General features: G+C 59.5%; 16 protein-coding genes. 7 read left to right on the top strand and 9 right to left on the bottom strand.

From position 1 onward, the window contains the following. The first annotated feature begins 2 nt into the window (after positions 1 to 2). From ACRER8_RS14630 to fabF, 3 genes are all read left to right on the top strand, one after another. The gene (locus ACRER8_RS14630; RefSeq protein WP_431746956.1) at positions 3 to 335 is read left to right on the top strand and encodes a ComEA family DNA-binding protein; all 333 of its coding nucleotides are present in this window, start codon (positions 3 to 5) and stop codon (positions 333 to 335) included. Positions 336 to 520: 185 nt separating this feature from the next. Continuing rightward, positions 521 to 1,324: an SDR family NAD(P)-dependent oxidoreductase gene (locus ACRER8_RS14625; protein WP_431746955.1), complete on the top strand. Its 804-nt coding sequence runs from the start codon at positions 521 to 523 to the stop codon at positions 1,322 to 1,324. 41 nt (positions 1,325 to 1,365) lie between these two features. Further along, positions 1,366 to 2,640 carry a beta-ketoacyl-ACP synthase II gene (gene fabF / locus ACRER8_RS14620; RefSeq protein WP_431746954.1) on the top strand — a complete coding sequence of 425 codons (1,275 nt, stop codon included), beginning with the start codon at positions 1,366 to 1,368 and terminating at the stop codon, positions 2,638 to 2,640. Positions 2,641 to 2,683: 43 nt separating this feature from the next. Here fabF and ACRER8_RS14615 read toward each other — a convergent pair whose 3' ends face one another. The 5 genes from ACRER8_RS14615 to dsbD all read right to left on the bottom strand — a co-directional run bounded on the left by ACRER8_RS14615 (position 2,684) and on the right by dsbD (position 10,236). After that, the gene (locus ACRER8_RS14615; protein ID WP_431746953.1) at positions 2,684 to 3,247 is read right to left on the bottom strand and encodes a TetR/AcrR family transcriptional regulator; all 564 of its coding nucleotides are present in this window, start codon (positions 3,245 to 3,247) and stop codon (positions 2,684 to 2,686) included. Between the two features lie 155 nt (positions 3,248 to 3,402). After that, positions 3,403 to 6,795, bottom strand: coding sequence for an AAA domain-containing protein (locus tag ACRER8_RS14610; protein ID WP_431746964.1), 3,393 nt, complete (start codon positions 6,793 to 6,795; stop codon positions 3,403 to 3,405). A gap of 77 nt (positions 6,796 to 6,872) precedes the next feature. Continuing rightward, the gene (gene dsbG, locus ACRER8_RS14605; RefSeq protein ID WP_431746952.1) at positions 6,873 to 7,640 is read right to left on the bottom strand and encodes a thiol:disulfide interchange protein DsbG; all 768 of its coding nucleotides are present in this window, start codon (positions 7,638 to 7,640) and stop codon (positions 6,873 to 6,875) included. Then, positions 7,637 to 8,503, bottom strand: a complete 867-nt coding sequence (locus ACRER8_RS14600; RefSeq protein WP_431746951.1) for a prolipoprotein diacylglyceryl transferase family protein — start codon at positions 8,501 to 8,503, stop codon at positions 7,637 to 7,639. Before ACRER8_RS14600 ends, dsbG begins: the two co-directional genes overlap by 4 nt. Next, positions 8,503 to 10,236, bottom strand: coding sequence for a protein-disulfide reductase DsbD (dsbD, locus tag ACRER8_RS14595; protein ID WP_431746950.1), 1,734 nt, complete (start codon positions 10,234 to 10,236; stop codon positions 8,503 to 8,505). Before dsbD ends, ACRER8_RS14600 begins: the two co-directional genes overlap by 1 nt. Positions 10,237 to 10,455: 219 nt before the next feature. Between dsbD and ACRER8_RS14590 the strand changes: the two genes are divergently transcribed. The 3 genes from ACRER8_RS14590 (at position 10,456) to ACRER8_RS14580 (ending at position 14,076) form a co-directional block, all read left to right on the top strand. Then, the gene (locus tag ACRER8_RS14590) at positions 10,456 to 11,136 is read left to right on the top strand and encodes a response regulator (RefSeq protein WP_431746949.1); all 681 of its coding nucleotides are present in this window, start codon (positions 10,456 to 10,458) and stop codon (positions 11,134 to 11,136) included. Next, positions 11,133 to 12,461, top strand: coding sequence for an ATP-binding protein (locus ACRER8_RS14585; protein ID WP_431746948.1), 1,329 nt, complete (start codon positions 11,133 to 11,135; stop codon positions 12,459 to 12,461). Before ACRER8_RS14590 ends, ACRER8_RS14585 begins: the two co-directional genes overlap by 4 nt. Positions 12,462 to 12,774: 313 nt before the next feature. Next, complete coding sequence (locus tag ACRER8_RS14580) at positions 12,775 to 14,076, top strand: serine/threonine transporter (protein WP_431746947.1); 1,302 nt, start codon at positions 12,775 to 12,777, stop codon at positions 14,074 to 14,076. A 51-nt stretch (positions 14,077 to 14,127) separates the two neighbouring features. Here ACRER8_RS14580 and ACRER8_RS14575 read toward each other — a convergent pair whose 3' ends face one another. Continuing rightward, positions 14,128 to 14,922 (bottom strand): SDR family NAD(P)-dependent oxidoreductase, encoded by a 795-nt coding sequence (locus ACRER8_RS14575; RefSeq protein ID WP_431746946.1) that lies wholly within the window; start codon positions 14,920 to 14,922, stop codon positions 14,128 to 14,130. A gap of 200 nt (positions 14,923 to 15,122) precedes the next feature. Here ACRER8_RS14575 and ACRER8_RS14570 point away from each other — a divergent pair, with 200 nt between their 5' ends. Continuing rightward, on the top strand, positions 15,123 to 15,902 hold the full coding sequence (locus tag ACRER8_RS14570; protein ID WP_431746945.1) for a DeoR/GlpR family DNA-binding transcription regulator: 780 nt from the start codon (positions 15,123 to 15,125) through the stop codon (positions 15,900 to 15,902). A gap of 169 nt (positions 15,903 to 16,071) precedes the next feature. On the opposite strand, the gene ACRER8_RS14565 is transcribed toward ACRER8_RS14570, so the two are convergent. From ACRER8_RS14565 to ACRER8_RS14555, 3 genes are all read right to left on the bottom strand, one after another. After that, the gene (locus ACRER8_RS14565; RefSeq protein ID WP_431746944.1) at positions 16,072 to 17,556 is read right to left on the bottom strand and encodes a sensor domain-containing diguanylate cyclase; all 1,485 of its coding nucleotides are present in this window, start codon (positions 17,554 to 17,556) and stop codon (positions 16,072 to 16,074) included. Between the two features lie 372 nt (positions 17,557 to 17,928). After that, a complete protein-coding gene (locus ACRER8_RS14560; RefSeq protein WP_431746943.1) occupies positions 17,929 to 19,266 on the bottom strand; it encodes an MFS transporter in 1,338 nt (445 codons plus the stop codon). Positions 19,267 to 19,414: 148 nt separating this feature from the next. After that, complete coding sequence (locus ACRER8_RS14555) at positions 19,415 to 20,968, bottom strand: UxaA family hydrolase (RefSeq protein ID WP_431746942.1); 1,554 nt, start codon at positions 20,966 to 20,968, stop codon at positions 19,415 to 19,417. Between the last annotated feature and the right edge of the window lie 103 nt (positions 20,969 to 21,071).

Raw genomic sequence — 21,071 nt, 5'->3', positions numbered from 1 at the left:
TCATGCGTATTTCCTACCTGTCGTCCCTTATCTTCGGCCTGCTGGCCAGCACCTCCGTTGCGATCAATGCCGCACCAGCGACAACCGGCGACGCTTCTCCAGCCGCCCCGACGGCCATCGCGCCTGCCGTGCAGAGCGCCAAAGTCAATCTGAATACCGCCAGCGCGGAAACCCTGCAAAAGGAGCTGTCGGGTATCGGCGCGGCAAAAGCGGGGGCGATCGTCGCCTATCGTGACGAAAACGGTGCGTTTAGCTCTATTGACGAATTGATTGAAGTCAAAGGGATTGGCAAGGCGTTGCTGGACAAGAACCGCGATAGGCTCGCGATTGATTGAACGACTCATGGCGTCACAAAGACCGATCATTGATCGGTCTTTTTTTTGGGCGCGCATGATGTGACTGGCGGGATGGGCACGAAATCGAGGACTTGACATGTAAAATGTCGATCATCATATAATTTATAAAATTACGTTCGTAATATAATCCAGTTGCTACTCTCAACGTCCACGGAGAAATACCCATGAGCACTACCAGTCAAGGTACAGCCCTGATCACCGGCGCCTCTTCAGGCATCGGCGCGACCTATGCGGATCGTCTGGCCAGACGCGGTTTCGATCTGTTGCTGGTAGCGCGCGATCAAACGCGGCTTGAGACGCTGGCTACAGACCTGCGCACCAAAACCTCGGCCAAGGTCGAAGTCCTGAAGGCCGATCTGACCCTTGCCGCGGACATTCGCACCGTGGAGCAGCGCTTGCGCAACGATGCCTCGATCACTCTGTTGCTGAACAACGCAGGGGTTGCATCCAACAGCTCGCTGGCCGAGGCGGATCTGGATGAAGTAGATCGCCTCATTCAGCTGAATATCGTCGCACTGACCCACCTGGCTTCAGCGGCTGCGGCCGGCTTCGTTGTCCGTGGTCGTGGCGCGATGGTGAATATTGCGTCAGTGGTGCCGATGATTCCTGAGCGTTTCAACGCGGTGTATACCGCAAGCAAGGCTTACGTATTGAGCCTGACCCAGTCGCTGAATGCCGAGATAGGCGAGAAGGGCGTTCAGGTCCAGGCGGTGATGCCCGGCGCAACCCGTACCGAGATCTGGGCGCGCGCGGGCATGGACCTCAATGCCTTTCCGCCGGAGATGGTGATGGACGTGAACGAGATGGTCGACGCGGCGCTGGCCGGCTTCGATCAGAAGGAACTTGTGACCATTCCGTCGCTGTCCAATGCCGCAGACTGGGATGCCTTTGTCAACGCACGTCTGGCACTGGGTCCGAACCTTTCGCTGCAGCACGCGGCCGCGCGATACAAAACGTCAGGCGCCTGAGTCGCGCCTGAAAACGTCCTGAAATCTGAAAAGGTGAACGCATGAGCGAACGTCGCATCGTAGTCACGGGGATGGGGCTGGTTACGCCATTGGGCACCGGTGTCGAAGCAGTCTGGCGCCGCTTGCTCGAAGGGCGCTCCGGCATCGTGAGGTTGCCCGACGAAACGGTGGCTGATCTGCCAGGCAAGGTGGGCGGAACCGTGCCGCTGCTGGCCGATGATTCCGAAGCCGGGTTTGATGCCGATGCTGCGGCGCCGCCAAAAGAACAGAAGAAGATGGACCGTTTCATCCTGTTCGCTCTGGCGGCTGCCCAGCAGGCCGTGGCGCAGGCAGGCTGGACGCCGTCGACCGATGAAGAGCGTGAGCGCACTGCGACGATCATCGGCTCTGGGGTTGGTGGTTTCGTCTCCATCGCCGATGCGGTGCGGACCACGGATTCACGCGGTCCGCGTCGGCTGTCGCCGTTCACCATTCCCTCGTTCCTGGTCAACCTGGCGGCGGGGCACGTGTCGATCCAGCATGGTTTCAAAGGTCCGCTCGGCGCACCGGTCACCGCGTGTGCGGCGGGCGTGCAGGCCATTGGTGATGCCGCGAGGATGATCGTTGCAGGTGAGGCGGATGTTGCCATCTGCGGCGGTGCCGAGGCTTGTATAGACCGAGTCGCACTGGGCGGTTTCGCTGCGGCGCGTGCATTATCCAGCGGGTTCAACGAGACGCCTGAGCGCGCGTCTCGCCCGTTCGATCGTGATCGCGACGGTTTCGTCATGGGCGAGGGCGCTGGCATCGTGGTCATCGAAACCCTCGAACACGCGCTAGCGCGGGGTGCCAAACCCATCGTCGAGCTGGTGGGATACGGCACCAGCGCCGACGCCTATCACCTCACCGCAGGGCCGGAAGACGGCAGCGGTGCTCGACGCGCCATGCAGGCGGCGATCCGTCAGGCGGGTATCAACCCTGCGGATATTCAACATCTCAACGCGCATGCGACCTCGACTCCGGTGGGCGACAAAGGAGAGATGGCAGCGATAAAAACTGTTTTCGGCGATCAGAACAGCGTCGCGGTGACCTCGACCAAATCAGCGACCGGGCACCTGCTGGGCGCCGCAGGAGGCATTGAAGCGATTTTCACGGCCTTGGCCATCCGGGATCAGATCGCGCCGATGACGCTCAATCTGGAGAACCCTGACGAAGCGGCGCAAGGTATTGATATCGTTCGCGGCAAGGCACGGCCGATGAAGATCGAATACGCGTTATCGAACGGCTTTGGCTTCGGCGGAGTGAACGCCAGCGTGCTGTTCCGACGCTGGCAATCCTGAGGCATACAATCACCCCTGTCGGTGACGGCAGGGGCTTTTTGCATCAGGCTTCGGCGATTTGCTGCTTGAGCTGGTCGCGCGTGGTTTGCAGGATGCGTTCGGCCAGTTGTGGGTCTTTGGCACTGCGGGCGAGCGTCAGCGCACCCACAAGACCGGACATGATCATCACGCTCTTGTCACTGGCGTGTTGCCCGGAAATGCCAGCCTCCAGGGTGGAGAGCATCCGGTTGATCAACTCGTCGGTGATTTCGCTGGGCTGGCCGCGCTGGCCCAACTCCGAGGACATGGTCGGCAGAGGGCAGCCCTTTTCTGGCTCGTTACGGTGCTCGGGCGCCAGATACATATCAATGAAGGCCGCAGCCGAATCGTCAGCGGACAGCTTTGCAGCCCTTGACTCATCCAACTGGTCCACTGCGCAGCGCAGGGCTTTTTCTACCAAGTCATCCTTGGACTTGAAATGGGCATAAAAACCACCGTGGGTCAGGCCCAATGCTTTCATCAGCGGCTGCAGACCGGTTGCGCCGATACCGTCACGACGAAAGCGCGCGGCGGCTTCCTGAAGGATGCGCTGATGGGTTTGGGCCTTGTGATCTTCGGCGTAACGCATTGAACGAGCCTCCCGACTTGGCTCTTGAAATGGTGGTCGACATTTTTACACGTATGACATGCCGATGCAGTATTCACTTTTTCAGGCGGGTTTCCATTGCTCGGAAGGTCACAGGCGTCACCCAACAAGACAACGCCTGGCCAATGTCCACCCGCTCATGTGACGCGGGTGCTGTCTGGCGATACCGTCGTCAGAAACGCTTGCGCTGACCGTCGCGGAAGCAGGTTTGCTGGTGACTTGGTGGCGTTGAAATAACGCAAGGAGCTCCAGAGTTCGTAATCACCGACCATGTAGAAACGCCGTTTGGCGCGGGTCAGCGCCACATTCAGCAGATTGGGTTTGGAGGATGCCCACTGGGCGGCCCCCTGATTTTCAGCGTCCACTCCCAGCACCATGAACACGGTGTCCTGCTCTCTGCCCTGGAACGTATGCACTGTCCCGATATGGTGCTTCAACCAGGCTTTCAGTTTGCTGGCAGGCAGGTCTTTGAATTGTCCTGCGCCGCTCCAGTCCGCGTGGCGAAGCCTGTTTTGCAACTCCTTACGGATCGCCTTGAAAGGTGAAATCACGAACACAGGAGGCAACTCTTCGTCGCGCTGATAGAGGTGTTTCAGAACGTGCACCATGAAATCGATCTGTTTGGGCACGACCTGTTTGTGCTCCGTACGACCGCCGATGTCGATCCAGCAGCTGTCGCAGTGTACGGGGGAAGTATTCGCGGCGTGTCGCTTGGGCAGCCCAAAGACCATCTTGTCCGCGTAGGCAATGGTATTGGACAGGCTGAACATCGGCTCCAGGCAACGCCGGTGCACCCGTAATGGGCTGCCGATCCAACGCAGCGTATCGTCTTCCCCTTCAGCATGAGAGCCATAAACGTTCGCGCGGTCGGCGAGGCTCTGTACCGAAACCCGATGTGGCGCGTACTGCTCATCGGTCGTGTGACTGGTGAGCTGACTCAAAGCGGTGATCAGCCGAGCCGGGAGGGTGAACACCGGTTCGATCTGCAATGGATCGCCCACAATCACGGCTCGTTTCGCACGCCACAGACCGCCGACAGCGGCCTGCGGTACTGCCTGACCGGCTTCATCTATATAGAGCCAACCCAGGGAACCCGGGCCCATCCCCCGGAACTGGTTGGCGAAGGAAGCGAAGGTTGTCGAGACCACAGGGACGATCATGAACAGGCTTTGCCAGATTGGCAGCACATGATCTTCGTTCTCAGGCTTCTGGTTCAGCAGCAGCTGGGTGATCGCAAAGATATTTCCGCCAAAACCGCCACCCTTTTTGCCAGTTTCAGCAAGCCAGGCTTGTTGCAAGTTCAGCGCGGCCGCGAGTAAGCCGGACCTCAAGGTGATCATGGCCGCATCGTGCCAGAGCCCCTGTATCTGAAAATGAGCCTCTTCCAACTGGATCAATTGTTCTGGCAGAACCGGCGCGCCTATTTCTGTGATGAGGCCGTCCCATTCTGTCCTCAAGTCCAGCCATTGGGTCTGTCTGCTCTCCAGCAGTCGTTGCGCGGTGGCCAAATCAGCGGTGCGATTCACAAGGTCGGTCTTCAGGCCCGACACGCGGGATTTCAGTGCTGAGATCTGCTCGCGCACGCTTTGCTGCTGGTTGGCATTGGCAATTTTTTCGGCGTTATAGGCCTTCGCCGAGGCCGCATTAAATAGCCGTGCAATCCATCCTGGGCGCTTGCGATCGATCAGACGTTCATCTTCTCGGAGCTCATCGAGATCGGTGTGATAAGTGACCAGGGTCGTCTGCGTGTCGGTAATGGCTTGGTCAGCAGCGGTCAGCACGCGTTGCGCCTCATCCCGCGCATTCTGTTGCTCGAGCTGGAAATGCTGCTGATCTGATTGTGAGAAAAGGATTGCGAGCTCAACCAGCCGACTGCGAGCATTGATTGCCTGGCTGACTTCGGCATCTGCTTTACGAAATTCAGCCGCGGCGTGCTCGAAGCTTGGACCGGATGGGTTTTTCAGCCATTGCCAGAGATTCGCAGGCTGTTCAGGGTTTGGCGTTTCAAATGACTCGAAGATGGTGCGCTCGCAGAATCTTTTCCGATTGCGCGAGTTGCCCAACGCACAACTGATCAGGCCCCAAGGCATGTCGTCATCTGAAGGCGACCGGATCTTTTCCTTTTCCACCGTAAGGGCAAGGTTATGAGCGACTGGCTGGAGATACGAAAAGCTTTTCCAGTCCTGACCCAGTTCTTTGCGCTTGGGCAGGTCGACAGAAATATTTTCGACGGCGGCGTTGTTGGAAGAGGCCACCACCATCTCAAAACCGGTCAATTCATCGATCAACGGGCGTATGTGAGTTTTTTCCGAACTTGCAAGAAAGCTGACCGGAACCACGCCTTTCTTGAAGGCATCTTTTGCTGTACGTAGCTTGGAGAGCACGCGCGCTCGTCGCACGATGTTTTCAGCGAACAAATCGCGAAGCAGCGTCGTTTTTCCCGTGCCGGGCGGCCCATTGACGGAGAAGATGCCGCAGTCATCCAACTGATGGAGCATTGCATTGATTGCAAATTGCTGCCGTTGGCTCATGGCATGCTCAGGATCTGCCAACCAATGGCCAGTGTTCATGTATTCGGGCCGCAATAGCTTGAAGATGGCTTCTCGGCCTTGCTCACTGAACAGATCGATTCTTTCGGATGCGTCCCGAGGCGTCAGGTACTGGCGTAGCGTTTCCGGTAGATGCCCATTGCGCACGCTGTTGATCGTTCGTTCGATGTCCTGGATGTAGAAGCTGTTCAGGATATCGATTTCAGGTTCGATCTCTTCTTCTGGATCAGTCTCCTGGTCCGGCAGCGGAACCGGTTCATCAATCGAAGTTCCTTGCATCAAGTCGGCGGATGCAACGGAGCCACTCGGTGCTTTCGCTTTGCCCGGTGCGGGTTCGTGGGCAATGACTTCGAGCACTGCCACAGGTTGTTTATCATCTGGCCTGAACCCTGCCCAGTCGCAGAGGATTTCACGCAGACGCAGCAATTCCGTCGCACTCAGTGACAAATCGGTATTGTGCTTGCGATCGGTAAGGAAGTTCTTGAGGCGCAGCTGAAGGTCTTTCTTCGCTGCTTCAAACCTGTCAAACGCCAGGGCGCTCAGTCCTTTTTGCGCCAAAGTGCCCAGCGCCCAAGGCACCGTCGACACAGAGACATTCTCTAGCTGAGGAATGCCTTGGTCACTGAGGCTGATCTTGGCAAAGCAGGTTTCGCCTTCTAGATCGGTGCGCTCATCTTCTTCGAAGATATTGAACGAGGTGTTCTCGTGAGCAGCGGACAGATGTCGTTCACAGACCGACGAAATAGTGGATCTGTCGAACACCCCGACGTAGAGGTTATAGCCGGTGATCCTCATCTGACGAGGCGGGTTGAAGGTTCTCCAGCCATCATCGAATGACTGAGAAAGCAGCTCCATTGATAACGTGCGGGTCTGCCAGTTTTCTTTGTCGCCGATGCGCTGATCCAGGCCGAAGGGTATGAAAAACTCGATTTTGTGCCAGTAATCGAGAATGCCGAGAACACGCTGCCGCTCCTGATCCACCAAAACCTGTTTCCTTGCGCTGAGCTGAAGTGGATCCGATTGTACTGGAGCGGGCTTTTAGTATCCTACGGTTACGTTTATTTCGGCCCCATCATCTTCGCCAGCACCTCGGGCCGCGGCGCGCCCTGCTGTTGCTGCAGGTGGCCATTCTCATCCTTGTAGAAAATCGAGGGTGTCGCCGACAGGCCCATGTCTTCCATCAGCTTCATGTTGGCATCGAGCTTGGCCTGGATGTCCTTGGGAATGCTGGACATGGCCTTGAGCGTGCTGCTCTTGCCCGCTTGCTCATGCTTTTGCAGGGCGACTTCGGGATTGGCGTCGGCCAGCAGCGTGGCGGCCTTGGCAGCGCTGTCCTCGCGAATCACGCCGACCATGATGTGACGCAGCTGCACCTTGCCCGATTTGACCCAAGGCCGGGCCTGTTCCCAGAACATGTTGCAGTACGGACAGTTGGCGTCGCTGAACAGATAGATGACTTTGGGCGCAGTCTGGGCGCCGTCAGCGATCCAGGTGCTGCTCTCCATCTGACTCCACATTTCCTTGGTCATGGGCTCGAACACCAGCTTCTGCAACGGCGCTTCGCTCAGGTCTTCGCCCTTTTCATCAAACAGATTGCCGGCCAGCACGTGCTTGCCATCGGACGTCAGGTACAACGCCATTGCCTGTTTCTGAAATTCGGCCGCGTAGCCCTTCAGCCCGCCGGGCGCATCGAACGTTCCCTTGATAGTTGCTCCTTTGGCCTCCAGTGCCTTGATCGGAGCTGGCAACTCATCGGCCTGCAGCAGTGCGCTCTGCAAGGTGAGCAGGCCGATGGCGCCCAGGATGGAAGGTCGCATGAATCTCATTGAGTGCTCCTTGAAGTAGAGTGCCTTGAGCCGGAGGGCGTCGCCGGTTCGCTGAAGTCATCCTGGCTGATTTTGTCCAGATAGTGCTCGAGGCTGGCACTGGACAATTCGCCCATGTGACTCCCCGACATGCGTCCGTCGGGGTTATAGAAAAGGGTGGTCGGCAGCGCGGCTGATCCGACCTGCCGCGCCAGTTCACCGCCGCTGTCAAACAAGACGTTGTCCAGATGCAGACCTTGGCTGGCGAGGAAAGTCGCTACCTCAGCGGGACTTTCTGCCTGATTGACGAACAGGAACAGCACATCGGGGTTGGCCTGTTGAGCCGACTGCATGACCGGCATTTCGCGCCGGCAGGGCGGGCACCAGGTTGCCCAGAGATTGACCACCAGCTTTTTGTGTTGATAGCCGCGCAGTGGAACGGGCTCGCCGGCGGCATTGAAAAGTGTCAGGTCCGGCAGGCGCGATTTTTCATGGTGGGCGTTCAGCACCATGCCAGCCAGCCACCAGAACAGCAGACCGCTCGCAACGCCCATGCCCAGCGATGCGCGCAACGCCGGACGTTTCCAGCCGCGCAGAACGGTGCCGATCAAAATCGCGATGACCCCGGGCCAAACCAGAAAACCGCCGTCGCGGATGTCGATGACGCTCAGCGGATTGGCTTGATATTGCTCCCAGTAGGCAATCGCGAAGGCCAGCCTGGCGATCATCAGCCCGAGCACGAACAGGCCAAATAACGAGCGCTCGGGGTTGATTTTTTGCCGACGCCCAATGATCCAGCCCACCAGCGTGGCCAGCGCAAGGGCGGCGAGCAGCAGTACATGATTGATCGCCAGCACGAACGGGCCGACGGAGAAGCTCAGCATCAGCCATGCTCCCGTGTGGCCTGCCACTGCTCGACGAACGCCTTGTCATCGACTTCGCCAGTGATGCGCCGCTCACGGCGTTCGCTGCCATCGGGGCCGAGCCACAGCAGGGTCGGTGGTCCGGGTACTTCGTAACGCTTGAGCAGTTCGCGACTGGCCTCATTGTCGGCGGTCACGTCCAGGCGCAGCAGACGCACGCCATTCAACGCTTGAATCACATCGCTCTTACCGAAAACGGTCTTTTCCATGATCTTGCAGGAGACGCACCAGTCAGCGTAGTAATCCAGCAAAACCCACTGGCTATCGGCTTTCGCTGCAGCCAGCTCCCGCTCCAGGGCGGCAGGATCCTTGAGCGTGATGAACGCGTCGCGGCGCTCGCTGCCGACCTCTGAGCTCGACCCACTGTATATTTTCAATGGCTGCCAGGGGTCGTCCGCGCCGCCAGCTGCGCCGACCAGCATCATCACGCCCCACAAACCGAGAACCAGGCCAGCCGGCACGCAAATTGGCGAAGCACGTTGCAATGCTCGGGTCTGTACTACGGTGCTGAAGGCGACGACCAGCAGCAGGGCGCCGAACAGTGCAAGCCACAGGCTTTCAGGCAGCAGCGGCCGAACCATGATCAGCGCCGTGCCCAGCAGCACAAAGCCGAAAATGCCTTTGACGAGATCCATCCACGTGCCTGGTTTCGGCAGGAAACGGTTGCCGACCGTCACCACCAGCAATAGCGGCAGGCCGATGCCCAGCCCCATGACGAACAGTACCAGTGCGCCGTGTACAGCGTTGCCGCTCTGCGCGATGTATAGCAGCGCGCCGGCCAACGGTGCCGTCATGCAGGGACCGACCATCAGTCCCGATAACGCGCCGAGTACCCCGGCGCCCAGCAGACTGCCGCCTTGACGCTGACGCCCGGCGTTTTCCAGACGGTCACGCACGAAGCCCGGCAATTGCAGTTCAAAGAAACCGAACATCGGCAGCGAGAGGATGACAAACAGGCCCGCGAAGCTGCCCAACAGCCAGGGTTGCTGCAGCGTCGATTGCAGGTTGGCACCCAGCAGCGCAGCGACGACACCCAGCCCTGCATAGATCACCGCCATGCTCAGCACGTAAACGCTGGCCAGCGCGAAGCCGCGCCGTGGTCGGGCGCCGGTGCCGACCACCACCCCCGCGAGGATCGGCAGCATCGGCAACGAGCAGGGAGTGAATGCCAGCAGCAGACCCAAGCCGAAGAAAATAAGCAGGCTCCAGCCTAGAGAGCGCTGTTGTAGGGTGCTGGCCAGCGCCTGATCAGGTGCCTGGCCGTCGATGACCGTTGCGTTGCCCCCGCCCAGATCGACTGTCTGGCTTTGCGGTGGATAACACAGACCGGCGTCGGCGCAGCCTTGCCAGCCCACCTTGACCTGTCCGCTGGCGGAGGCGGGAATCACCAGTTCCAGACCCTGGCGATACACCTGTTGCTGACCGAAGTACTCGTCGTTGTGCTCAACCCCGGCGGGAAGGGTGGGTTGCTGATCGGCGCTCAGGCCATCGAACTTCAGGCGCTTCTGATACAGATAGTAGCCATCGGCGATTTGCCAGTACAAACGCGTTTCACCCGAACCCAGACGCTCCGAACTGAACATGAACGCCTGTCCCACGGGCAAAAAATCAGGCTTCTTGAACAGATCCCCACCCGGCAGCGCCTGCGCCCACAGCGGAAACAAAAGAAGCAACAGAACCCACAGCCTACGCATGCCCAACCCCAGCCGATCATCAATGCGGCGAGGGTGACGGGCAGTGATTAAGAGCTGATTAACGTGAAGATTGACTTAAGCGCGCGGGTCGCTGGGCAAGCCCCCAGCCCCTGCACCCGCCCGCCAGAATCCAAGGTCTTGAAATGCACGAAGCGTGGATCGTGCATAATCCGCCCTTAACACCCACCTGTTTCACTCGCCTTTTTTTCGAGGCCGCCCATGCACGTATTGCTCTGTGAAGATGACGATTTGATTGCCAGCGGCATCATCGCCGGACTGGACGCTCAAGGCCTGACCGTGGACCGTGTGGCCACTGCATCGGCTGCGCGGGCGATGCTCCTGGCGGCGCATTTCGATGTGATGATCCTGGATTTGGGGCTGCCCGACGAAGACGGTCTCAAGCTATTGCGCCAGCTGCGTCAGCAGGGCATAGACATTCCCGTGCTGATCCTGACCGCTCGCGACACGGTCACTGATCGCGTCGATGGTTTGCAGGCTGGCGCCGATGATTACCTGCTCAAACCCTTCGACCTGCGTGAGTTGAGCGCGCGGCTGCACACACTGGTTCGACGCATGGCCGGGCGCAGTGTCAACGTCATCGAACACGGCCTGCTGACGTATGACCCCAGCAGCCGGGAAACCCGTCTGGCAGGGCAGCCGGTGGACTTGTCACGCCGCGAGCAGGCGTTGCTGCAGGCCCTGCTCAACAACAGCGGCCGAGTGCTGTCCAGCGAGCAACTCAAGGACTGCGTCTACGGTTTCACCGACGAGGTCGAGAGCAATGCCCTTAATGTTCACATTCACCACCTGCGGCGCAAACTTGGGGGCGGCATCATCGAAACCGTGCGCGGCCTTGGCTACCGGTTGGGGCCTGCGGGCGATCTGGAGCAACACGGATGATGAGCCTCAGAACGCGCCTGAGCCTGATATTAGGCTCGGCGTTCATCGTGATCTGGGTGCTCGCGGCTGCCTGGATGTTGCGCGACCTGCGCATGCAGATGATGGAATCCCTCGACCAGCGTCTGGAAGCGTCGGCGCGCATGGTGGCCGGGTTGCTGGAACAGATGCAGATGCCCACCGACGGCGACGGTAAGACCCTCCACGCCGGTGAGCTGAGCATTCCAAATGGCATGGCCTGTCAACTCAGTTCCCTGCGCGGGCAAGTGCTGGCGCGTACCGAAAGCTCGCCAGCAGAGCCGTTGAAGGCGGATTCCAGCGGCTTCGTCGACCAGATGATCAATGGCGAACACTGGCGGGTGTACACGATGATGCACGGCAATGTACGCGTGAGCACCGCAGACCGGCAGATCGAACGAGATGTGTTGGGCCACTCGGTATTGCTCGCCGCGTCGCTGCCGGTATTGGTGGCATTGTTCGGCAGCCTGATTCTGGTCTGGTTCGGGATTGGTCGAGGGCTGGCGCCGCTCAATCGGATGCGCGATGCATTGAACCGGCACAGTGCCGATTCGGTTGAGCCGCTCGACGTCCCCAATCTGCCCAGCGAATTGCAGCCGTTACTCAAAAGCCAGAATCAACTGTTCCAGCGCATCGCTCAAACCCTCGAACGCGAACGCAGGCTCACGGGTGACGCCGCCCATGAGTTGCGCAGCCCGCTGACGGCCATCAAGACTCATCTGCAAGTGGCGCGCATGACCGAAGGCGATAAGCGCGACAAGGCGCTGGCCCACGCGGAGGAGGGCGCCGATCGCATGCACCGTACGCTGGAGCAATTGCTGCTGCTGGCGCGAGTCGAGGGCAGCCTGTCGTTCGATGATGGTGTGCAGTGCGATGCCGAGAAGGTCGCGAGACTGGCGATTCACGACGCCAATCATGGTGACGACGAGCGTATAGAGCTGATTCTGCCGTCGCAGTTATCCACGGCGGCGGTGGAAATGCCGGCGGCGCTGGCAGTGGCGGCATTGCGCAACTTGCTGGACAACGCCCTACGCCACACTCAGGCCGGCGCGCGAGTGGAGTTGAGTTTGGAGACCTTCGACGGTCAGGCGCATTTTAGAGTGCGCGATTATGGCCCCGGGATTCCCGAACCGGATCTGGATAAATTGACCCAGCGCTTCTGGCGCAACGGCAAAAGCCCCGGCGCAGGATTGGGCCTGGCAATCGTGCAGGCCATCGTCCAGCGCTGCGCTTGCACATTGAAGTTCGACAGTCGCAGCGACGGGTTAAGAGTGGAGTTGAGCATGCCGTTGCGGCGGGTCGAGGCCTGAAGTCCCCTTGGCAGCGCAGCTTGCCGGCGGTAGCGATGTCATGGACGTCACCGCTGGCGAGCCGTGCGGCTACGGCTCCTGTGAACGCAACCCTGTAAAAGCAAACGCCTGCGACTGCGTAATCTTGTCGCGCTCATTCGTCAGAAAACTCTGAAACAACGACCATCCCTCCGACAACCCTTTGATTCTGCTGCCTAATCCAGGACAATCGCGCCCCTTTCCTTGTAGAGAACTGGTCAGGGGCGCTGACTGCCGAGCTTTTCGACGCGCTTTTGACCTTGTAGCTATCACCGGCAACGGAGAAATCGACCGGATGAATGATCAGGCCAACAGCGTCGAGCAACGCATCGACGCCGCGTCCGCGTCCGCGAGCGCGAGCGCGACGACGAGCATGACTAAATGGCACCGCCACGACACCACCTGGATGCTCGGGTTGTTTGGCACCGCCATCGGCGCAGGCACTCTGTTCCTGCCGATAAATGCAGGCATCGGTGGTTTCTGGCCCTTGCTGATTCTGGCACTGCTGGCGTTTCCCATGACCTTCTACGCACACCGCGGTCTGACCCGCTTTGTGCTGTCCGGTCGTGAAGGCGCCGACATCACCGAGGTGGTCGAACAGCATTTCGGCAAGAAAGCCGGTGCACTGATCACCCTGCTATATTTCTTTGCTGTGTTCCCGATCCTGCTGATCTACAGCGTGGCGCTGACCAACACCGTCGGCAGTTTCCTCGAACATCAGCTGCATGTTCAGCCGCCACCACGGGCGGTACTCGCGTTCGTGCTGATTCTCGGCCTGCTGGCCGTGGTGCGCTGTGGCGAGCGGATCATCGTCAAGGCCATGAGCCTGATGGTGTATCCGTTCATCGTCGCCCTGTTGTTTCTGGCGGTATTCCTGATCCCGCACTGGACCGGCGGCATTCTGACCACGGCGACCAGCGTGCCCGCGCCTTCGGCTCTGCTGCATACCCTGTGGCTGGCGATTCCGGTGATGGTGTTCTCGTTCAACCACTCGCCGATCATTTCCGCCTTCGCGGTCGACCAGAAACGTCAGTACGGTGAACACGCCGAACAGCGCAGCTCGCAGATTCTGGCTCGCGCTCACGGCCTGATGGTGGTCATGGTGCTGTTCTTCGTCTTCAGTTGCGTGCTGACCCTGTCCCCCGACCAACTGGCGGAGGCGAAGGCGCAGAACCTGTCGATCCTGTCCTACCTCGCCAACCATTTCAGCAATCCGACCATCGCGTTCGCAGCGCCGCTGATTGCGTTCGTGGCCATTACCAAGTCGTTCCTGGGTCACTATATCGGCGCAAGCGAGGGCCTCAAGGGGCTGGTAATCAAGAGCGGCCGTCGTCCGTCGCCACGCGCGCTGGATCGGCTGACCGCAGGCTTCATGTTAGTGGTCTGCTGGCTGGTGGCGACGCTCAACCCGAGCATCCTCGGCATGATCGAAACCCTGGGTGGACCGGTCATCGCGGCATTGCTGTTTCTGATGCCGATGTACGCCGTGCGCAAGGTGCCGGCCATGCGTCAGTACGCGGGCAAATTGTCGAACGTGTTTGTGGTGGTGATCGGTCTGATCTCGATTTCAGCGCTGGTGTACTCGCTGCTACCGTAACGGCTCCGGCGGCGATCTAACTCGCAAGGGCTGATCGCCGCCCATTCTGTATCAGGCGATGGTATCGACAACGCCACCATCGACCCGCAACGCCGCGCCACTGGTGGCCGATGCCTGTTTCGACGACACATACACCACCATGTTCGCCACTTCATCAATGGTTGCCGCACGCTGAATGATGGAACTCGGGCGATGCTCCATGACGAAATCTGCAGCGCACTCTTCCAGCGATTTGCCGGTTTTCTCCACTTCCTCTTTCAACATCTCGGCCACGCCTTCGGACAGGGTAGGGCCAGGCAGTACGGCGTTGACGGTGACGCCTGTGCCTGCCAGACGTTTGGCCAGACCGCGGGAGATCGACAGGTTGGAGGTCTTGGTGAACCCGTAATGGATCATGTCGGCCGGGATATTCAACGCCGACTCGGACGAGATAAACACGATGCGACCCCAGCCGCGCTTGACCATGTCATCAGCATAAGCACGAGACAGACGCACGCCGGACATTACGTTAACGTCGAAGAAGCGCTGCCAGACCTCGTCCGGAGTGTCGAAGAAATCCTGCGGGCCATAGATGCCGACGTTGTTGATCAGGATGTCGAGCTGCGGCACAGCCTTGATCAGGGTTTCGCAACCCTCGGCGGTGCCCACATCCGTGGCAACCCCCCGCAACCGCGCACCTGGCACTTCACTTTCCAGCCGAGTGACGGCCGCATCGACCGCTTGCTGTTTGCGCCCATTGACGATCACCTCGGCTCCCGCCTCAGCCAGCCCCTTGGCGATGGCGTAACCGATACCCAACGTCGAACCCGTTACCAGAGCAGTCTTGCCGGTCAAATCGATTTTCATGTCGGATATCTCCGTAAAGGTCGAAAGAAAAATGGAGTGCTGAAATCAGCATGGGTTCAGAAGAATATTGGCCCATTTCGGAGGTGATTCAAGTCGTCGACGCCTGTTCGCTGAGACTGGCTGGCACGGTTTGACATCACTGCGCATCACCCCCATGATCGTGCTCGTTTATGATCGATCAAGCTTGATTTGAGGTCTTTATGTCTGCCAGTCCCGAAGCGTTTCCCGGCGAGCGTCAGCGTCTGATTATCGAGCGTCTGGCCGCGCATGGCCGGGTAATCGCGGCGGATCTGGCAGCGGAGTTCAACGTTTCTGAGCATTCGATTCGTCGGGACCTTGGGAGCCTGGCGTCGGCGGGATTGTGCAAGCGGGTGTACGGCGGGGCGATTTCGTTGGCGTCAGATGGGCCGATCACTGCGCGCATCGAGCACGAACCGAGCCGCAAGCGCTCGCTAGGCATTGCCGCAGCGGGTCTGATCAGTGCCGGTCAGCATGTGTTTATCGATGGTGGTTCAACCAATCTGGCCATCGCACGCGCTATCGATTCGCAGATGGCGCTGACGGTCACTACCAATGCGCCATTGCTCGCGGTAGAACTCATGAAGTTGCCGCAGGTGGAAGTGATTCTGCTTGGCGGGCGGCTCAGTCCAGTGGCGGGCAGCACTTACGGTTTCACAACGATTCAGCAACTGACCCATTTCAATTTCGACCTGTGCTTTCTCGGGGCTTGCGCGCTGGATGCAATAAAGGGCGTGACCGCGTTCGACATGGACGTGGCCGAGTTCAAGCGGGCGGTTGTCGCGCGCAGCGGGCAGGTGGCGGTGGCGGTGATCAACGAGAAGCTGTCGAGCATCGCGCATTATCAGGTCGCATCGTGCGAGGAAGTCGGCGCACTGGTGGTCGAGCATGATGCTCCAACGGACCGGCTGGAGCTGTTTCGCGGCAAGGTGGCGCAGATCGTGGTGGCTCAGGCGGATTGAGTGCCTTGGGTTGATTGGCTGACGCAAGACACCTTTTGAGCGAGCTTGCCCATGAACGGGCCTTACTGCCGCCAGATTTTCAGCGGCCTGAACTGCACTTTCATGAGTAAGCTCATTCCCGCAGGGGAAAAGCGTTTGCAATCTCCCAGGCCGCGGCCAGTTCAGCTTTTCATCCCATCACCGTCCGATTGCGCCCCTGATGCTTGGCCGTGTATAGCGCGGCGTCGGCGCGTTCGACGAATGCTTCCATGGTCGGGCATTCATGGGCCGCACAGCCGTATACGCCCAGACTGATGCTGACGATACCGTCGGGATTGCTCTTGTGTTCGATGGCGCGGGCGAGCACGGCCAGGCGAATTTTTTCCGCCAATACATAGGCACCCTGCGCCTCGCTGTAGGGTAAGAACACGGCCATCTCTTCGCCGCCATAACGTACCGCCAGATCGCCTGTGCGATTGAGGTTACCGCGGATGCACTCGGCCACAGCGGCGATGCATTTGTCGCCAGCTACGTGCCCATAGTTGTCGTTGTAGCTCTTGAAGAAGTCGATATCGATCATGATCAGGCTCAGCGGGTGCAGATTGGCCTGGCCGCCGGCGAATTCAAGCCCGAGGATTTCCTGGAAATGGCGGCGATTGGCAAGCCCGGTCAGGCTGTCCTGCAACGCGAGTTTTTCCAGTGAATGGCTGGCGATGCGCAATTGCGATTCGGCGTTCAACCCGAAGCGGATTTGCTGGAACAGCAGGACTCCGAACAACAGATTGGCGGCCACCACGCAAATGATGATTGCCAAAGAGCGCCAGGCATATTGCCGCCACTCATCGAGCACCTCCTGTTCAGACAAACCCGCCAGCACCACCAGCGGGTAACGATCCAGATGCTTGTAGCCGTACAGGCGGACTTCCTGATCGAGGAAGGATCGGACTGTCGCTGTGCCTTCGTATCGCTCTTTGAGGTAATTGCGGAACAAATCGCCATCGGCGATTGAAGCACCCCGGACGTTTTCCAGCGTCGGGCGGCGGGCCAGAACGGTACCGTCGGCCATCGCCAGGGTAAGCACTCCGCGTTTACCAATGTCGAAGCGATCGAAGAAGCGGTCGAAATACCCAAGCTCGATGGTGGTCAGAACGACGCCTGCGAAATTCCCGGCGGAGTCGTTGACACGCCGCGAGAGCGGGATGATCCAGTCGCCGGTCGTGCGACTGCGTATGGCCTGGCCGATGTGCGGCAGCGTGCTGTCGATGGCTTTGTGGAACTGGAAATATTCGCGGTCTGAATTATTGGCGTTGGCAGGCATATGGTTCAGCGAGGTCGCCGCCCAGTTGCCGTCCTTGTCATAGATGAACAGTCCCTGAATTTGCTCGACGCTGGCAGCCGTGGCGCGCAGATACTCATGCATGCGTGAGCTGCTGGCTGCACCGAAGCCGTCGTAGGAAAGCCGTTCGACGATGCCCGCCACCGGAATAGCGGCCTGATCGAATGCGTCGTCCGCCTGCTGCGCCATCGAGCGCGAAAGATTGGCCACCGTAGTGTCGGCAATGTCCAGCTCATGGTTGCGTGTCTGGCGCAACTGCCACAAGGTGATGCTGGTGATGGAAAAACACACCAGTACCGTAAAGAATCCCGCCAGCCACAGTACAGGCATGCGCTTCATACGCCGATTCCTGGCGTTGAAGTCCGTCCCTTCTAGTTGTCTCAAACCCTACCCTCATTGACGTCTACGATTTAAGACCAACCGATGTGACGAACGCTCCATGCTTCGTCGCACACCGGTATCGCAACAGCGACCGTCTGACAGAGAGCGTAGGACAAGTATGGGATTTTGAAGGGAAAAATCGTTGGTTGAGTGAGGTATCAGCGGTCATGCACAGGTTGGCGGGTAGTGGCGGGGAACGTTCCCTCCTTAAAGTCGCGCGGTTGTCTCTAGCAGCACGGCTTGCCGGCGCAGGCAATCTTGAGATTGCTACGGCCGGCAAGCCATGCTGCTACAGGGTGGATGTCTGCGTCAGCTGCACTTGGTTACGCGTTAAACGCGCCGCCCCTGCACCTCATCCTCCTGTGGCTGCCAGTTCTTGTCCGCTGCCTCGGTGTGCACCGGAATCGGCGCCTTGAGCAGCACGAAGTACGCCACGGCCGAGAGCAGAGCGACGATGGCGCTGACGGCGAAGGCAGTGGCGAAGGTGCCGGAATACTGCACGCTGAAGCCGGTCACGATCGGGGCAACGGAGCCTGCAATGTACCCGCCGAAGTTCTGGATCGACCCCAGGGACGCCACGCGTTTGGTATCAACCACGGTATTGACCACCATCCAGGCCGTGGCGCTGGACAGGTTGATGCCGAACAATGCCAGGCAGAGCAGGGCGATGCAGCCGCCAAGGCTGGTCACGAACGTCAGCGGCAGGGTGAACACAGCGGCGAATACCAGCCCGCCGATCACCGTGTATTTGCGACTGTTCAGCACACCCACACCACGCTTGACCAGACGGTCGCAGATACGTCCCGCGGCGATGGTGCCGATGGCGCCGAACACGTAAGCGAAGGACACCACCCACGCGGTCGAGTACGGGTCAAGGCCATGCTCACGCTGGAAGTAGCCCGGCAACCAGGTCAGGTGCAGCCAGAGCATGTAGATCACGCCCATGAAGCCCAGAAAGGTTCCCCAGGTGCTGCGATGCTTGAACAGGTCGAGCCATCCGGCAAAGAAAGAGCTCTCACGTTGTGGAACTGCTGCTCCCACCGCGACCACGGGCTGCCTGACCGGCTGCTCACCCTTGGCCGCAAGTTCCTTGAGGTACTGCGCGCGGCTTTTGTAGAACATCAGCCAACACAGCGCCAGGACGATGCCCAAAACGCCGGTGATGATGAACATGCCGCGCCAGCTGAAGTTGACCATGAACAGCGTCAGGATCGGCGGGGCCAGGCACGGCCCGATACAGGTCGCCGACCAGACGATCCCGGTGGGCGTGCCGCGCTCATGCTCTTCGAACCACTCGTTCAGGGTTTTCGCTGCGGAAGGAAACATCGGCGCCTCGCCAATCCCCAGCAACACCCGCAGCGCGAAAAAACTGCTGAAACTGTTGATGAACCCTGAAGCCGTCTGCGCCGCCGACCATATCAACAGCGACCCGCCCAGAGCGATCTTGCTGCCGAGCTTGTCGATGATCATACCCATCGGCAACTGCGCAAAGGCGTACGCCAGGGAGAACGCCGACAGCAGAATGCCCATCTCGGAAGGGCTGATCAGCATGTCTTTCTGTATCGAGGTGTTGGCGATGGACAGCGCACTGCGGTCCAGATAGTTGACGATACCGAACAGCATCAGAAAGACGACCGTGATCGTCTGGTAGGTCTTTAGGGTTTTCATAGGCACCTTTTATTGTTGTTAAGGTTGCTGACTGCCGATCCGGATCACGGCTCGGCAGGATTGCTCTGATACTGCACTACTCCTGAAACAACGCTCCTGAAAATACCGCTTCTGAAATACCGCTTCCTGAAACCAATTGCTCGATCGATCAGGTGATCGCGCCGATCTGCCAGGGCACGAACTCGTTCTGCCCGTAGCCGTGTTGCTCGCTCTTGCTGCGCGCCCCGGAGGCGATGTCCAGCATCATCTGGAAGATGAATGCGCCGCGTTCTTCGATGGTAGTGGTGCCATCGGCGATGCCGCCGCAGTTGACGTCCATGTCTTCCTGCTGGAATTCGAACACGCGATTATTGGTCGCCAGCTTGATCGACGGCGTGGGCGCGCAGCCATACGCCGAGCCGCGGCCAGTGGTGAAAGCGATCAGGTTGGCACCGCCTGCGACCTGGCCGGTGGCGGAGACCGGGTCGTAGCCGGGGGTGTCCATGAACACCAGACCTTGCGCACGGACGGCTTCCGCGTATTCGTACACGCCCATCAGATTGGTCGACCCTGCCTTGGCGACTGCACCGAGGGACTTTTCCAGAATCGTTGTCAGACCGCCGGCCTTGTTGCCCGCCGACGGATTGTTGTTCAGTTCGGCGTTCATGCGTCGGCAGTAGTCTTCCCACCAGTGGATGCGCTGCACCAGTTTTTCGCCCACGGCACGATTCACTGCGCGCCGCGTCAGCAGGTGTTCGGCGCCATAGATCTCCGGAGTTTCCGACAGAATCGCCGTGCCGCCCGCAGCCACCAGCCGATCCACCGCATTGCCCAGCGCCGGGTTTGCGGTAATGCCTGAATAACCATCGGAGCCGCCGCATTGCAGACCGACGATCAGGTGCCGGGCGCTGACGGATTCGCGTTTGATCTGATTGGCCTGAGGCAGCAGCGACTTGACTTGTTCGATGCCGCTGGCAATGGTTTTCGAGGTGCCGCCGGTGCCTTGAATAGTGAACGCGCGCAATTGATCGGAGGCCTTCAGGCCCTGGCTGTCGAGCAGGTCCTGTATCTGGTTGGTCTCGCAGCCCAGGCCCACCACCAGTACCGCCGCGAAGTTCGGATGCACCGCGTAACCAGCCAACGTGCGGCGCAACAGGTCGATGGCCTCGCCCTTGGAGTCAATGGCGCAGCCTGAGCTGTGGGTCAAGGCGACGACGCCGTCGACGTTGGGGTAATCGGCCAGCGCTTCAGCGTGGATATCGCGCCGGAAGTGATCGGAAATCGCCCGCGCGACAGTGGCCGAGCAGTTCACCGAGGTGAGAATGCCAATGTAGTTGCGCGTGGCAACCCGACCATCGGCGCGCACGATGCCCTGGAAGAACGCTTCGGTGGCTGGCGTTTCGTGAGCGTCGACACCAAAGGCGTAGTCGCGGGAGAAATCCGACATTTCAACGTTCTGCACATGCACATGCTGACCGGCTTCGATCGGTTGCGAAGCAAAGCCGATGATCTGCCCGTAACGGCGCAGCGGCTGGCCTTGCTCGACGCGCACTGTCGCGACCTTGTGCCCGGACGGAATGTCCTGCAGTACGGTGATGCCTTCCTCCTCCAGACGCGTACCTTCGCTCAATGGCTGGCGCGCAACCAGAACGTTGTCGAGGGGGTTAAGACGGATAACCAGCGCGCTACTGTCGAACGCCGGGGTCTTGGCAATGAGTTCCATGCTGCCTCTCAGGACGGTTGCCACCTGTGTCGGCATTCGTGACACAACGGCTCCCGAGGGGGAACGTTACCGTTACAGGCGGCCAGATTCTTATTTGTGCGGG

The sequence above is a fragment of the Pseudomonas sp. genome (genome assembly GCF_050739935.1).
Classification (GTDB): Bacteria; Pseudomonadota; Gammaproteobacteria; order Pseudomonadales; family Pseudomonadaceae; genus Aquipseudomonas.
Note: the sequence above shows the minus strand (reverse complement) of the source record. Positions and strands in the feature narration are given on the sequence as shown.